At 36.7% G+C, this 15879-nt stretch carries 13 protein-coding genes; 7 read left to right on the top strand and 6 right to left on the bottom strand.

What is annotated here, in order from left to right; translation table 11 throughout:
• Positions 1 to 20: 20 nt before the first annotated feature.
• On the top strand, positions 21 to 1250 hold the full coding sequence (craA, locus tag AWW73_RS16570) for a chloramphenicol efflux MFS transporter CraA (protein WP_062850197.1): 1230 nt from the start codon (positions 21 to 23) through the stop codon (positions 1248 to 1250).
• A 41-nt stretch (positions 1251 to 1291) separates the two neighbouring features.
• On the opposite strand, the gene yccS is transcribed toward craA, so the two are convergent.
• The 4 genes from yccS to AWW73_RS16550 form a co-directional block, all read right to left on the bottom strand.
• On the bottom strand, positions 1292 to 3442 hold the full coding sequence (gene yccS / locus AWW73_RS16565; RefSeq protein ID WP_062850196.1) for a YccS family putative transporter: 2151 nt from the start codon (positions 3440 to 3442) through the stop codon (positions 1292 to 1294).
• 204 nt (positions 3443 to 3646) lie between these two features.
• Entirely contained in the window at positions 3647 to 4216 is a 570-nt protein-coding gene (gene sodC, locus AWW73_RS16560) for a superoxide dismutase family protein (protein WP_079748571.1), read from the bottom strand.
• Positions 4217 to 4341: 125 nt separating this feature from the next.
• Complete coding sequence (locus tag AWW73_RS16555) at positions 4342 to 5460, bottom strand: AI-2E family transporter (protein ID WP_031949479.1); 1119 nt, start codon at positions 5458 to 5460, stop codon at positions 4342 to 4344.
• A gap of 124 nt (positions 5461 to 5584) precedes the next feature.
• Positions 5585 to 6229, bottom strand: a complete 645-nt coding sequence (locus AWW73_RS16550) for a ParA family protein (RefSeq protein WP_031949478.1) — start codon at positions 6227 to 6229, stop codon at positions 5585 to 5587.
• A gap of 160 nt (positions 6230 to 6389) precedes the next feature.
• Here AWW73_RS16550 and AWW73_RS16545 point away from each other — a divergent pair, with 160 nt between their 5' ends.
• Positions 6390 to 6857, top strand: a complete 468-nt coding sequence (locus AWW73_RS16545; protein WP_016143618.1) for a Holliday junction resolvase-like protein — start codon at positions 6390 to 6392, stop codon at positions 6855 to 6857.
• Between the two features lie 139 nt (positions 6858 to 6996).
• A complete protein-coding gene (locus AWW73_RS16540) occupies positions 6997 to 7560 on the top strand; it encodes a hypothetical protein (RefSeq protein ID WP_016143617.1) in 564 nt (187 codons plus the stop codon).
• Between the two features lie 50 nt (positions 7561 to 7610).
• Here AWW73_RS16540 and AWW73_RS16535 read toward each other — a convergent pair whose 3' ends face one another.
• Entirely contained in the window at positions 7611 to 8144 is a 534-nt protein-coding gene (locus tag AWW73_RS16535) for a hypothetical protein (protein WP_016143616.1), read from the bottom strand.
• Positions 8145 to 8171: 27 nt separating this feature from the next.
• Positions 8172 to 8960: a class I SAM-dependent methyltransferase gene (locus AWW73_RS16530; RefSeq protein WP_062850195.1), complete on the bottom strand. Its 789-nt coding sequence runs from the start codon at positions 8958 to 8960 to the stop codon at positions 8172 to 8174.
• A gap of 127 nt (positions 8961 to 9087) precedes the next feature.
• Between AWW73_RS16530 and AWW73_RS16525 the strand changes: the two genes are divergently transcribed.
• The 4 genes from AWW73_RS16525 (at position 9088) to AWW73_RS16510 (ending at position 15866) form a co-directional block, all read left to right on the top strand.
• Positions 9088 to 10365, top strand: coding sequence for a hypothetical protein (locus AWW73_RS16525; RefSeq protein ID WP_062850194.1), 1278 nt, complete (start codon positions 9088 to 9090; stop codon positions 10363 to 10365).
• 413 nt (positions 10366 to 10778) lie between these two features.
• Positions 10779 to 12212, top strand: a complete 1434-nt coding sequence (locus AWW73_RS16520) for an amino acid permease (RefSeq protein ID WP_062850193.1) — start codon at positions 10779 to 10781, stop codon at positions 12210 to 12212.
• Positions 12213 to 13244: 1032 nt separating this feature from the next.
• Positions 13245 to 14516 carry a Glu/Leu/Phe/Val family dehydrogenase gene (locus AWW73_RS16515; protein WP_031949472.1) on the top strand — a complete coding sequence of 424 codons (1272 nt, stop codon included), beginning with the start codon at positions 13245 to 13247 and terminating at the stop codon, positions 14514 to 14516.
• A gap of 135 nt (positions 14517 to 14651) precedes the next feature.
• Positions 14652 to 15866, top strand: a complete 1215-nt coding sequence (locus AWW73_RS16510) for an aspartate aminotransferase family protein (protein WP_062850192.1) — start codon at positions 14652 to 14654, stop codon at positions 15864 to 15866.
• Positions 15867 to 15879 lie beyond the last annotated feature (13 nt).

Here is a 15879-nt window from a genome sequence, read left to right as displayed (position 1 = left end):
TATTTTGAAGTGTACAACTCATGAAAAATATTCAAACGGCAACGTTGAACCGTACAACGTTGATGTTTCCTTTGGCCTTAGTGCTATTTGAATTTGCGGTTTATATTGGTAATGACCTGATTCAGCCAGCCATGTTGGCAATTACTGAAGATTTTGGTGTAAGTGCAACTTGGGCACCATCTTCGATGTCATTTTATTTATTAGGTGGTGCATCTGTTGCATGGTTACTTGGACCTTTGTCGGACCGTCTCGGACGTAAAAAAGTACTATTAGCAGGAGTTTTATTCTTTGCTCTATGCTGCTTTTTAATTTTACTGACGACGCAAATCGAGCAATTCCTAGCTTTAAGATTTTTGCAGGGAATTGGCTTAACCGTAATTTCAGCTGTTGGTTATGCGGCCATTCAAGAAAGTTTTGCTGAGCGTGATGCAATTAAAGTCATGGCACTCATGGCAAATATCTCATTGCTTGCGCCCTTGCTCGGACCTGTACTTGGCGCTTTCTTAATTGATTATGTGTCATGGCATTGGGGCTTTGTCGCCATCGCTGTATTGGCATTACTCAGTTGGATCGGGTTGAAAAAACAGATGCCAAGCCAGCAAGTCAGTGTAACTAAGCAACCCTTTAGTTATCTTTTTGATGACTTTAAGAAGGTGTTTACCAACCGCCGTTTTTTGGGTCTAAGCCTTGCATTACCCTTAGTGGGCATGCCTTTAATGTTATGGATTGCTTTATCTCCAATCATTTTAGTAGATGAATTAAAGCTTACCAGTGTGCAATATGGTTTAGCTCAATTCCCTGTATTTTTGGGTTTAATTATAGGCAACATTGTCTTAATCAAAATTATTGACCGTTTACCTTTGGGTAGAACGGTCATGATGGGTTTGCCTATTATGCTGTTGGGTACACTTATTTTAATACTAGGTGTGGTATGGCAAACCTATCTCATACCTTGTTTGCTTACAGGTATGACTCTGATTTGTTTTGGTGAAGGGATTAGTTTCTCAGTCTTATATCGTTTTGCACTCATGTCATCTGAAGTATCAAAAGGAACAGTTGCCGCAGCAGTTTCGATGTTGCTGATGATGAGCTTCTTTGCAATGATTGAGCTAGTACGTTATCTCTATACGCAATTTCATTTATGGGCTTTTGCATTGTCTGCATTTTCCTTTATTGCTCTTTGGTTTAGCCAACCGCGAAGTGCTTTAAAGCAGGAAATGCAAGAAAGGCTGCAACAAGGCAATAATTAAATAAAAAAATACCGGAATTTATATTCCGGTATTTTTTTATTCTACTTAATCTCTTGTTCTAAAAGTTTGCCTTTAAGCGTTAATAATTCAGGCAAAGTTTCTAACAATAAAGTGATTTGTTTCAAGACTAATATATATTTTTCAGAAAGGTGTTCATGTTCAGTTATGCTTTGAATTTCTTGTAAGGTTTGTTCAATAAGCTTCGGGTCGGGAAGTGACTGCTCAAGAACACTCTGGCTTATAATTTGCTGGCAGCGTAACAATAATTGCAAAATCTGCTCATCATCAATTTTTTGACGCTGACTTCCTAACGCTGCTACGTAACTCAGTTGGCTGTGGCTATAAACCAAATAACGAAAAGCATAATGGATGAGTTGAGGGTTAGGGTTCGGTTCGGCACTTAAACTCGAGATCATATTTGATAGCTCGATTTGAGCATTATGCGCAGCACGACGAATTCGGCGGTACTCTATATCCTGATTTTTTCCATATTGATATTGTTCAACAATCACATTGAAATAATCTAAGGTGGCTTTGCTGCTTTTATTAATATTGTTGGGGATGTTTCGAAAGTTCCAGTCGGGCCAAATAAAGTTTACGGCAAGCCATGCAATAAAGCAGCCTAATAAGGTATCGATTAGGCGAGGTAAAATAATGCTGTAACCTGCACCTTTTAAGTTGAAAATGAGCAATACCATAAGGGTAGCCATGACTGTGGCTAAAGCATATTTCTTCTGGCGTAAGTAGAAAAAGCTAACTCCACAAATAATGGTAAGAATGAGCTGGCCTTCAATACTCGGTACAAAATATAAAATAGGTATTCCTAATAAAACACCAAGTACGGTACCAATCGTTCTTAATTTAAGTCGGCTTTTAGTCGCAAAATAAGTAATCTGACAAACAAACAAACTGGTCAGTAAAATCCAGTATCCATGCTGCGCAAAGGGTAATAACGAAATCGCATAACCTGCGGCAAAAACCACAGCAATCCGTATGGCATGTCTAAACAGGGCTGACTGCGGCGTAAGTTGTTGCCGAAGTTTTAAGATAAGATCTGAAAATCCTTGAATATCATCATCAAGTAAATTTAAGTGTTCTTGTCTTGTTTGGGTATTATTTTCAGGGACGGGTTGTGCATATTGTAGTTGTTCAAACTGTTCATGCATTCCTTTTAAATTATCAAAAATAAGTTTTAAATTTTTAACTTCAAAATTTTGTGGATGCTGTTGTATCCAGTCCTTTAAAGAACTTTCTAAATGGTTTAATACGGTTCGGCTTTCTAGCGATGGCTGAGATGGTCGATTATGCAAAATACACTGAGCTAGATCTTGGCACGCTTGTGCTTGTAAGCGTAGATTTTTCTGGAAACGGAAAATAAGATCACTACGGCTAAAATTCTGTTGAATATGTTCGTAATGTAAATAATTTGAAGTTGCTTGCTCGTGAATATCTCGTGCGAAAAAATATAGGTTTAGCCAATAGATACTTTTATTACTGACTCTTGAAGCTTTGAGTCGAGTAAGGAGTGAACTGCGTATTTGATTAAGACTTTGGGCAACTTGCGTATTTTGTAAGGACAGTTCATATAAAAGCTGTTCTACATTCTCTTTATTGTCTGGATCAAACAAACGTGCTTTCGCTTGCAGTAGAGCAGAAATTTCTTGAAAGATTTGTGAGAGTTTGTCTTGTAAGGGAAGTGTAGGTTTAATAATAAAAAATAAAATAGAAGTTAAACCGTACCACAGAGCACCATAAACAAAATAGGTAGGTTGTTGATACCAATGTGTATATTCGCCTAAACCGAACATACTATAAATAGAAAGCAAAATTGTACCAAAAGAAATCGTGGCATAACGTTGCCCTAATGCGCCTAGTAATATGAAAAAAGCACTTGAGATAGAGAGATATAAAATAAAGAAAATTTTGTAAGGAGCTAAAAAGCCGAGAATACTACTGACTGTAGAAAAGAGCAGACAGACATAGACCAAGTTGCGTAATCGAATGCTTAAGCGATCATCAAAGTCTGTTAATGCTGCTGCAATTGCCCCTAAGGTTACTGGAACAATCAGTTGATTATAGCCCAGCCAAAGCAAACCTAAAGTTGTGCCAGTGAGTACAATCAGAATTTGCAGGCAATAAATTAAAATAGAGTTTGTCTTAAAGCTATTAAATATTTGGGTCAGATAATTCACGGCTTTTTGTTCTAAATTAGAGAATACGTGAGAAAGCAGTATGTAACTTTAAATTTTATTACTTCAAAAATATTATTCTTTTTATCTACAAAAGTCAGTCACTTTTTAAAATTTTATGAAACTTAAGATCAAGTCTTAATGATTAATAAATTAGCAAAATTGTGGATATCTTTTTAGATACCCACAATTAAACAAGGGCATCAATTATTTAATCACACCACACGCAATTCGTGCTCCGCCACCGCCAAGAGGTTGAGGTGAGTCTGAGTAATTGTCGCCACCCGCATGGATCATAATAGCTCGACCCTTAATATCAGCAAGTTTCAATCGAGGTGCGATTACGGCCGTTGTTGCAACACCTGTGTTGTCGACCACTAAAACAGGTAGATCACCTAAATGGCCAGTGGTTGGAGTACCGTGATGAGGTGCTTGGTTCGGGTTATAGTGACTACCCGCAGCTAAAGCAGCGCCAGGTTTCCCATCTTTTACAGCAGGTGCACAAGAGGCGTTTTCATGAATATGGAAACCACGAGTACCACTTGGTAAGTCAGCAAGAGCAGGGGTGATAATTAAACCTTTGTCGCTATCTTGAAAGCTAATGGTACCTATTTTTTTACCAATACCGTTAGCAGTTACTTCATTTACATCAACCACTTTTTTTGTATGCATTGTGGTTAATGCTTGAGCCGTATCGGATACAGTTTTTGTGACTGAGCTACAGCCAACCGTGAAAAGAGCCGTAAGCGCACAAACTGCACCAATTTTATTAAACATCTGCATGATTGGATGTCCTTATAAATCTATATGATTGTTTGATTCAAACAAACGCAGGTCTAACCTACAAGTTAATTTAAATAGTTAATTTGTATCTAGAAACATTTTTAAATTAAATAATGAAGTCACTCTTTATCAGCTGAAGACTCATTATCAGAATCATAAATCATAGTGGTTTTTGGCATAGGTTCAGGCTCAATCGTTTCATGTAGCCATTCACGCCAAATTGCTAATAAAATAGCTAAAATTACAGGACCAATAAATAGACCTACTAAGCCAAAACTCGCAATACCACCCAACACACCAAACATAATTAATAAGAATGGAATTTTGGTGGCACCAGAAATCACAAGTGGTCTAATAACATTATCTGAACTACTGACAATCAATACACCCCAAACGACAACACCAATCGCTTCCATAGTTTGTCCCTGAGAGAACAACCATAAGCCAACGCCTAAATAAGAAATTGGAGTACCAAATGGAATTAAAGCCAATAAAAAAGTAGCGATGGTGAGGACCATAGGGTTTGGTACACCTGCTACGAAGTAACTTAATCCAGCTAAAACAGCTTGAGCAATAGCAGTTAAACCCACCCCATAAACGACTGCACGAGTTGTCTCGGAAATCGTATCAAGATAATGATGAATCCGAGGCCCAATGATCATCTCTAAAGCTTTGCTCACCTGAGATAAAATGAGCTGACCATCACGATAGAAGAAAAATAGGCTAAATACGGCAAAGCCAAGTTTGACAATATTTTTACTAATTTCACCGAGCAACACGCGGCCATAACTTAAATGGCTTTGTACCCAAGCTGCAATATTTTGAATCGTACTATTAGGATCGTTATTTAACTCATTGAGTGTACGAGAAATTTCTTTACCGACAAAAGGAAGATTACGTATAAAATCCGGTACGCTTAAATGACCAGAAAAAACCTGACGTTGTAAGTCAAAATATAAGTTGCGTCCTTCATGCTGTAAAATGAAAATAGCACATGTAAAAGGGATACCAACAACCAAAATGACCAGACTAATCATGAGTGTTGCATTTAAAGTATTACGGCTTTCTCCAAAAAAACGCTGAATTCTTAAATAAATAGGCCAAGTCATATAAGCAATGATGGCAGCCCAAAGTACAGGAACAATAAAATATTTCAGGATATTAAATCCTAAAAAAATCAAAATAAAAAACAGCCCAAACAATAAAACGCGCTGTAAATTAGGAGCGTATGGATGCACGAACAATATTTCTCTAATTTTCTACATAGAATAAAGTCATATTAACTGAAAAATAACCTGAGGCAAATTTTAAGGCTCTAATGTAAAGAACCTTATACATGCAGTTTTAGAGGACAAAAGTCCTTTAAAACCATTCAGCTTTATCTTCAATCAACTTGTTTAGAACGGGTTGCCATTGATTTTGAATAGTAATAAAGTTTTTTTGCGGTTTATCAAAAATACTCAAGCCCTGCATTGCCAAACTGCCATATGCAGTGCGTTCAGCAATCCATGCCACAGGTTCTTGTTCAATTTTTTCAAAAAACTGTTGAATATCTTTTGAGCTGGCACTGTTTGGTTTTACGCGATTAGCAAGAAGTAAAATCTGAACTTTGCCTTTGCGAATACGTTTAATATCTTGTAAATGCTTCAAAAAGCGACGAGTACTATCTATATCAAAAAATGAAGGCTGAAGTGGGGTAATAATGGCATGAGCTTCACTAATGAGCTGTTCAGCATGTTCACCTGAAAGAGCACCAGGTGCATCAATAATTAAATAGTCCAGATTTTTTGGAGCATCGCCAATTGATTTTTCATGACGCCAGTCTAGGCTTTGGATCGCCGCAACTGTATCAGGGCGCTGTTTTAACCATTGTAAAGCTGACTTCTGATTATCTGAATCTGCTAATGCTACCTTATATCCTTTTTGTGCCAATGCCGTTGCCAACGTAATGGCTGTCATGGTTTTTCCGCATCCGCCCTTTTGATTTGCAATAAGTATCGTTTTCATAAATCCAATTATTTTCAGCAGCACATTTGTTTATGTTTTATACCTTAGCATCTTTTTGTTAGAAGTAGATGACCGCATTTGACAAAAGTTTAAGCTGTTTCGTTATTTTAGATATGATTGCAGATCTGTCATGTTGATTTGTGTTTGCTAAGGAAAATTTATGTCTGTATGGCTTGCCATGCTTATTGGTGCTGGTATTGGAATTATTCTCACGACTCTTATTCTATCAAATACACGTAATGGACGAATTCGGGCTGAATATGAGCAATATATTGCTGAACTTGAATTAGAGCATCAACAAGCCCTTACTCAAGCGCAAAAGAGAAGTGTAAATACAAGTCGTGCGGTATTGAAAGGAAAAATGGCAGAACAATTTGCTCCAGTTTTACCTGAATTTCAATATTTACCAAGTGATGCAAAATTCATGGGTGATCCGGTGGACTATATTATTTTTGATGGATATACCGATTTTCGCGATGGCGATGGTACGGCAGAAGATATCAATATTATTTTACTCGATGTAAAAAGTGGCGGTGCTAGACTCACTAAAGGCCAACAGGCAATTGCTCAAGCTGTTCAACAAGGTAAGGTTCGTTTTGAAACGTTGAGAATAGATTTCGAAGATTAACAAGCTGTTTAATTCAGCACAAAAATAGACGAAATTGATCTGTATTGTTACTAAATTTCGATATTTTTTTCATCGCTTAAAGCTATTATAAATTGAAGATCTATTCATTTTGATCTAGCAATATTTGAGGTGTAACACGATGAAAAAACAACGTTTGATGATGGGCTTACTAGCTGCTATTGGCATGAGTTCAGCATTTGCATCGTCCTCAAGCGCATACAATATTGCCAACGGTTTGAGCCCGATAGAAAAAGACCAATCTATTTCTGTATTACAGCCTTTTCAAGGAAATTTCAGAATTCTGGGTTCAAAAGTTTATCAAAATGATGAACAAGCTAAATTTTCTCCTATCGACTATGCAGTAAGTTGGGGATTGTTTGCCCAGCCTGAAATCGCACGTCATATTTCAGTGAAACAATATGACCGTTATTTAAACTGGAAAATTCCTAAATTACCTGTTCCAGCAGAGCAAGCAATGCAAATGGTGTCTAACATGCACATTATTCCTGCAAATCCTGAAATTGCTCAGCAGATTAAACAGGTTAAACGTGGTGATTTAGTTTATCTAAAAGGTGACCTTGTCGAGATTAAAGACAAAAATTTAGTCTGGAAATCGTCGCTTACACCAACTGATACAGGTGATGGTGCTTGTGAACTATTTCGTGTGCAATCTATTCATTGGGTTGAAAAGCAAAATATATAATTTAAAAAGCCTTCATAAATATGAAGGCTTTTTTATAAGCACTATATTACTTATTTCTGTTGCGATGCTTTCCAATATTTTAATTGATTTTGCGCTTGTAAATAGTCGGCAAGATCATTGATCTGTTCATCTTTATTGGCTTGCTTATCACTCAAGTGTTTTTCTTGGTTTTCCCAATATTGATAAAGTAGACCCTGAATGTAACGGCCTTGCTCAGTTTTTAAATCTAAATCTTTTAACATGGTCAGAGAAGAGCGCACATTATCGAGAGTACGCTGTTGCTCAAACTCTGTAGTGAGGGTTCCAGCTTCATGCATTTTTGCTAATTCACTTTCCATCTCGTCACTCATTTCTGTAAAGCGACGGTCATAATCCTCTAACAGTGCAATATCGTGTGCATCATCAGCAGTGGCAGGGAATGTCTTAACAGGTCTTTCATTCAGTTTTTCTAACACCTGATCGGTAGATGAGGTGGCAGAAGGTTGCTCCGTCTTAGCAGGCTCATCTGCTTTTTTACAAGCAGTAAGAAATAGGCTAGAGCAAAGCAAAGACATTAAAATGATTTGAGATGTTTTCTTCTTCATAACTTTTCAACCAAACCTATTCACTAATTATTTAACGGGTAACGTACTTTTCTGAAAGTGATATGCATATGTAACATATGGGAAATCAATCTGATCTTGAGGACCTAATCCCGTAAAATCATAAACAATTTTTTCAAACTGTGCTTTGAGTTGTAATTGATCTTTTTCAGTCATTGCAGCAATAAAACTCGTAGAGAGTAAACGTTTACTCACGACTTGTTCGACAGAACCGTGTTGTGACTGTGTGAATGTTTGTAGGCTATCAAATACAAACAAATCTTGTTGTTCAAATACACGTTTCCACTTTTCACTATGATAACGAGGTGTGTCTCCTTCAAGTGGAAGTAGAAAATCAGCTAAGGCTTTTACCCAGTCCTTACGTTCGTCGCGTTGATTCCAAACGAGCCCTAAATGCCCTTTTGGTTTTAATACTCTATGCATTTCTGTTAGGGTATCGAAGTTGTCAAACCAGTGAAAAGATTGTGCACAAATAATCGCATCAATTTCATGGTCTGCTACAGGAATTGAATGGCTAAAAGCCTGTAATGTTTTGATATCAGGATAAACTTGTTGAAGCTGCTGTAACATCTCGCCAATTGGCTCAACTGCAATAACATCAGCATGTGTTTGTTTTAAGTAGGGTAAGAATTTGCCAGTACCTGATCCAAGATCGATAACAGTAGAGTTTTCCTGTATTTGTAGGCAATTTTGCAGCCAACTTACTATTTCTGCGGGATAATTGGGTCTAACTTGCTGATAAAGTTCAGCAGCCGAGCTGAAGCCTTTTTGAGCGGCAGGATGTAAGGATTGTGTCATATTTTGCGCTTTTTAATCTGACTGGCATCTATAAAATAAGATACTCCGCAATCATAAATTGGCAAAACACCTATTTTGTTTCATTTTTGACGTTGTATGTGGGAGTAAATTTTCTTTCGGTGTGAGCATGGATAAGCAAATTATTTTTGAAGACGAACACATTAGAGCCATTTTTTTACCAGGCGATTCTAATACATTGGTTCTCTCTTTTGGCGATTTGATTACCCGAGCGAGTGGCTTATCTATCAATGCTGAAAAGTCCCTAATTAAATACCAATATAATGTTATTGGGGTAATGCCAAAACAAAAATCATGGTTTCCTCAAGCGAGCATGATTGAGCTGGCAAAAGCGATTACGCCTATTTTAGAAGGCTTTAAAAATATTGTAGGTTATGGCGGTTCAATGGGCGGCTATGCAGCAATCAAATATTCTAATTTATTGAATATGAATCGTGTGATTGCATTTGTGCCTCAATATTCAATTGATCCTGAGCAGGTTGAAGATCGACGCTATGCCGAGTTTTTTGATGCTATAGCAAACAAAGACATGCAGATCCAGCCACAAGATGTAGATGCAGCACGTGAATACGTTATTGTTTATGATCCGTATTTTGCGACTGACCGTGAACATTATCTAAAAATAAAAGAGCTGCTACCAAACTTACATACGATCCATTTGCCATTTACTGGTCATGAAGCATTGTCTGTGTTGGCAAGTTCAAGTTTATTACATGATTTTATTGAACATGACTTTGATGAAATCTATTTTTATCAGCAGGTTCGTAAGGTCAAAAAGCAAAGTAAATTTTACTTCCGTAATGTACTTGCGCATGTTCTTACCCATCATGATGAAATGTTGTTAAAAATATTGCGTCAGAACGATTTTCAGCTCGATGAACGTTATTTTGATAACCCGCTTAAACAGGCTATTACGCGTAGCTTGATAAAGACGAAGCAAGCAACTGAGCTAGACTTTCAAAAGTTGGGTATTAAAGTACAGCGAATTCAAGAAGCTGCAAATTATAAAGAAGGTTTGCAGACCAGCTTTGGTTCAGTTTTGGTATTCAACCTCATCAATTCAAAGATTGAAAGTTATATGGTAGATACTCTGCTGGTGAATAAATCTTATTTGGTTCCAATTGTGGCTGAACACACAGGTGTAGTGCATATTGAATTAAATAATGAAATTTATTTGTTAGCGATGAATGACCGTAAGATCATTAAATTGTTCAAGAGTGAAGAGCCTTTAACGTCGGATATGAGCCCGTTTGTAGTCAAAAAATATTCTGACTCTTTTGCGATTAGCTATAAGCAACTAAATTTATCTTGTGATGAACAAGGGCTGTGTGAATTTACAGAAGGTTCGATTCAATCTACAGAACAGTTGACCACCATCAACTATTAAAACTTGATAGTGTTTAAATAAAGCTCAGACCTTTAGGTTTGAGCTTTATTTTTTGCTTAAAAAATATTTTTTTATAAACTTATTTATATATTTTTTTTAAATTCATTATTTAAATAAATAGTACGGTTATTGTGTGCATATTCACTGTATTAAAATTAGGCATATCTAGTAATATATATAAATATTATATTTATAAATAAATGGGTTTTTAATTGATATAAATTGAAGAAATGATGTGGGGTTAATTAAAATACAGTTATAACTATAAAAATATATAACTAGATGTTTTTAATATAGATTTTATTTTAACGTAGAGAGTTTGGTTAAAATAAGTTCATTATTCAAAGATAATTGCATATTTATTTTTTTCTCCTAAAATGATTTTTTACTAAATTGTCGTTACAGTTTTTTATATGCAATCATTAAATTATCGGAATAATGATGCATCGCAACATGGAAGTTCTGCACCTTTGAAACGAGCAATGAGTACTCGACATTTGGTGATGATCTCCCTTGGCGGTGCCATAGGTACAGGTCTTTTTTTAGGATCTGGTGATGTAATTTCCCAAGCAGGCCCAATTGGCGCAATTATTTCTTATTTTTTGGGCGGTTTAATTGCCTATACCGTGATGTTGTGTCTTGGTGAGCTAGCGGTCCATGTGCCTGAATCGGGTTCTTTTGGGGAGTACGCTCGTCGTTATATCGGTCCGGGTACGGGCTATATGATTACTTGGCTCTATTGGTTAACTTGGACTGCAACTTTAGGAACTGAGTTTACCGCTGCGGCTTTATTGGTACAGGAATGGTTTCCATCTACCTCGGTATGGGCTTGGACTCTTTTTTTTGGCGCCTTAGTCTTTTTTCTTAATATCAGTTCAACTCGATTATTTGCCGAATCTGAATTTTGGTTGGCCCTCGTCAAAGTTATCACTATCATCTGTTTCATTGGATTGGGTTTACTGGCAATTTTTGGTTTTATTCCGTACCAAGGGCATGAAACGGCACCATTATTTAGCAACTTGACGGCTCACGGTTGGTTTCCAAATGGTCTCTTCCCAATTTTTGCCACCATGCTTATTGTTAACTTTGCTTTTTCCGGTACAGAATTAATTGGAGTGGCGGCTGGGGAGGCTGAAAATCCAGCACAGACAGTTCCTAAAGCAATCAATGCGGCTATTTGGCGACTACTGATTTTCTTTGTGGGTACAATTGTGGTGATTAGTTCATTACTACCGTACCAACTCGCAGGACTTAGTGCGAATGAGGTAAGTAATAGCCCTTTTGTGACTGTATTTAATTATATTGGTATTCCCTACGCAGAAGACATTATTCGCTTTGTAATTATTACCGCTTTACTTTCTGCTGCAAATTCTGGTTTGTTTGCTGCCTCACGCATGATGTGGTCACTTTCTGCAAAAAATCAATTACCAAAAATATTTTCTAAATTAACTCCTTCGGGAACACCTATTGTTGCCATTACTGTAACTATGTTTGGGGCAATTCCTGGCTTGCTTTCAGAACAATTTGCACCAGAAACAATTTTTAAGAATTTGTTGGGTGTTGCAGCTTTTACAATGGTTGTGGTTTGGATTGCGATTTGTGTTTCACAATTTAACTTCCGTAGACAATGGTATAAGTCAGGCAAAACAGCAAAAGATTTACGTTTCGCAGCACCTCTTTTTCCTCTTACTCCAATTGTGGGTGGGCTATTCTGTATCATTACCTGTATCAGTATGGTGTTTGATCCATCCATGCACGTTGGTTTTATTAGTTGCATTATTTTTATTCTTCTTTGCTATGCAAGCTATTTCATTTTTTATCGAAAGAAAGATCTAGTGCAAGGCTAAGCTTTTTTAGTTGAAAAAATGTGTTTTTAAAGGTCCCGAAAGGGGCCTTTTTTGTGCCTTACAGGAACTACAAAAGAGAGATTTTCTGTATTTTTTTTAAAAATGAAGTTTTATTTTTAATCATGAAAACAAATATTGTTTTATAAAATTACCATTTATCGGATTCTTATTAATATTTATTTATTATTAATATTTGATTAAGTCTATGTTTAGCTTGGTTATTTGATAAAGAGGTTTTTTAGATTTTATGAAATATGAATTGGAAATGGATTTATTATAGATTTAATGTAGAAGAGGTATAAATTTTTAACAATTTAATAATGGTGAATAATTTTTAAGTTATTGTTATTTATAATTTTAATTTGGTGTATTTTTTTAAATTATGATTTTATTTTTTCTATAAATTTTTTTTATTAAAGTTAAGGTTTTTTTAATATTTGTTGTTTTTTTATTATAAGAAACAGTGCGATTTGATTATTTTTTCTCTGCTTATTTATTTTAAAATGTTCTAAATGAGAGTGCTATATGCTATATTTATTGGAAGATTTTATCGCTATGTGCCATCTCAATTTTAGTTGGTATCTGTAGAGATAATTAATCTGTAGCATTATTGAACAATGTTTATTTTTAAAAAGACTAATGGAGGGATCTATCGATTAGTCAAAATAATTTTTATGGACACTGATTTTTTGATAAATCATCGTTCTTTTTAACTCCCTAACGGTTATGCCATTTCTTTTGTATTTATATTTCAGCCGACTGGATTAAGTGGGTTGTGGTTAAACTTTGCTTTTATAAAGATAGCTTTATAAACAGTAAGTTAAGTGAAAGAAAGCTTGTAAAAGATATCGATATATAAAAGTAGATCATACTTTTAGTATCAACAAATGGAATTTAAAAAACCTAATGCTTTAGAAGAGCAGAAGGTTTAGTAAATAAACTAAGACTTTGTTATTGCAAGGTTTTGGTTGCTGAATAATAAAGACTATGGATTTATCAAATCTGAGTCTATGAAGGTATATAGGAAAAAAGATGTCAGATCTTTCATACGTAAACGAACACAGCGATGCATGGCAAACTTACTTGGCACAAATTGACCGTGTTGCTCCGTACTTAGACCACTTAGCTGAGTTTATCGACACTTTAAAACGTCCAAAACGTGCACTTATTGTAGACGTGCCAATCGTAATGGACGACGGTACTATCCAACATTTTGAAGGCTATCGTGTACAACACAACTTGTCTCGTGGTCCTGGTAAAGGTGGTGTTCGTTACCATCCAAATGTTGATTTGAATGAAGTGATGGCGTTGTCTGCATGGATGACAATTAAAACTGCTGTTTTGAACTTGCCATTTGGCGGTGCGAAAGGTGGTATTCGTGTTGATCCACGTAAATTATCTAATCGTGAATTAGAGCGTTTGACTCGTCGTTATACGACTGAAATTGGTCACATTATTGGGCCTCAAAAAGATATTCCTGCTCCAGACGTTGGTACGAATGCCAATATCATGGGTTGGATGATGGATACTTATTCTACAAGCCAAGGTTATACAGTAACAGGTGTTGTAACTGGTAAACCAGTTCACTTAGGTGGTTCTTTAGGTCGTGTAAAAGCGACTGGTCGTGGTGTATTTGTTACAGGTCGTGAAGTAGCTGCAAAAATCAATTTACCAATTGAAGGTGCGAAAATCGCTATTCAAGGTTTTGGTAACGTAGGTAGTGAAGCGGCTTTCTTATTTGTTGAATCAAAAGCGAAAGTTACACATGTTCAAGACCACACTGGCACAATTTTCAATGCTGATGGTATTGATCTTGAAGCATTACGTGATCACGTAAATGCAAACCAAGGTGTTGGTGGTTTTGCTGGTGCTCAATCAATTGCTGACGAAGATTTCTGGACAGCTGAAGTTGACATTATTGTTCCTGCTGCATTGGAAGGCCAAATCACTGTTGAACGTGCTCAAAAACTTAAAGCTAAGTTGATTTTAGAAGGTGCAAATGGCCCGACTTATCCGAAAGCTGAAGACGTTTTAGTTGAGCGTGGAATTGTTGTCGTTCCTGACGTGGTATGTAACGCCGGCGGTGTAACTGTAAGTTACTTCGAATGGGTTCAAGACATGGCTAGCTACTTCTGGACTGAAGAAGAAATCAATGAGCGTTTAGACAAATTGATGGTTCAAGCTATGGACGACGTTTGGAATACTGCAAACAGCAACGCTTGTACTTTACGTACAGCAGCTTACATCTTGGCATGTGAGCGTATCTTAAAAGCTCGTAAAGAGCGCGGTATTTTCCCAGGCTAATCTGCGGAAATTACTTTAGAAAAAGTGGTTTGAGCAAATATAAAGGATGTTATAGGGTTTATTTGCTCACTCCCTTTTTCTAAATGATTCAAATTTAAGTGTTATCGAATATATTAAATAAATACTGAGGTAAGCATGGAACAGCCAATTTCTGTAACTCGAAGCAACTTTAACGACTGGATGGTTCCAGTTTTTGCACCGGCAAATTTCATTCCGGTACGTGGCGAAGGTTCACGTATTTGGGATCAAGAAAATAAAGAATATATCGATTTTGCAGGCGGGATTGCAGTAAACGCATTAGGTCATGCGCATCCAGTGGCAGTAAATGCTTTAACAGAACAAGCAACAAAACTTTGGCATGTAGGCAATGGTTATACAAATGAACCCGTTCTACGCCTTGCAAAACAACTCACCGAAAATACATTTGCAGATAAAGTATTCTTCTGTAACTCAGGTGCAGAAGCCAATGAAGCAGCACTCAAACTAGCTCGTAAAGTTGGTTTAGACAGTGGTGTTGAGGGTAAAAGTGGTATCGTTGCATTTAACAATGCATTCCACGGCCGTACCTTATTTACCGTTTCAGCAGGTGGTCAACCTAAATATTCACAAGACTTTGCACCACTTCCAAATGGCATTAACCATGTTGCCTTCAATGACTTAGACGCTGCCAAAGCGGTCATTAATGAACAAACATGTGCCGTGATTGTTGAGCCAATCCAAGGTGAAGGCGGCGTTATTCCTGCTGATATCGAATTTTTAAAAGGTTTACGTGCACTATGCGATGAGTTCGGTGCTTTACTAATTTTTGATGAAGTACAAACAGGTGTTGGCCGTACCGGTGCACTCTATGCCTACATGAACTCTGGTGTTATTCCAGATGTGTTAACAACTGCAAAAGCACTAGGTGGTGGTTTTCCAATCGGTGCAATGCTAACAACCGATAAGTTTGCTCCGCATTTTTCAGTGGGTACACATGGCACGACTTATGGTGGTAACCCGTTAGCAAGTGCGGTTGCGGGTGCAGTATTTGAATTTATTAATACACCTGAAGTACTTGAAGGTGTAAGGCACCGCCATCAATATTTCCTTGACGCATTAAATAAATTAAATGCTGAATACCCGATTTTTCAAGAAATTCGTGGTCAAGGCTTACTGATTGGTTGTGAATTAAAAGCTGAATATGCAGGGAAAGCGAAAGATATTACGACTTGGGCAGGTGAAGAAGGTTTACTTGCTTTAATTGCAGGCCCGAATGTAGTTCGTTTTACACCGTCTCTGATTATTCCTGAACAAGATATTGATGAAGGAATTGCTCGTTTAAAACGCGCATTGGCAAAGTTGGCTAAATAAAAAAAAGGAAAGC

Source organism: Acinetobacter lactucae, from assembly GCF_001605885.1.
Lineage (GTDB): Bacteria > Pseudomonadota > Gammaproteobacteria > Pseudomonadales > Moraxellaceae > Acinetobacter > Acinetobacter lactucae.
This window is presented reverse-complemented; position numbering and strand designations above follow the sequence as displayed.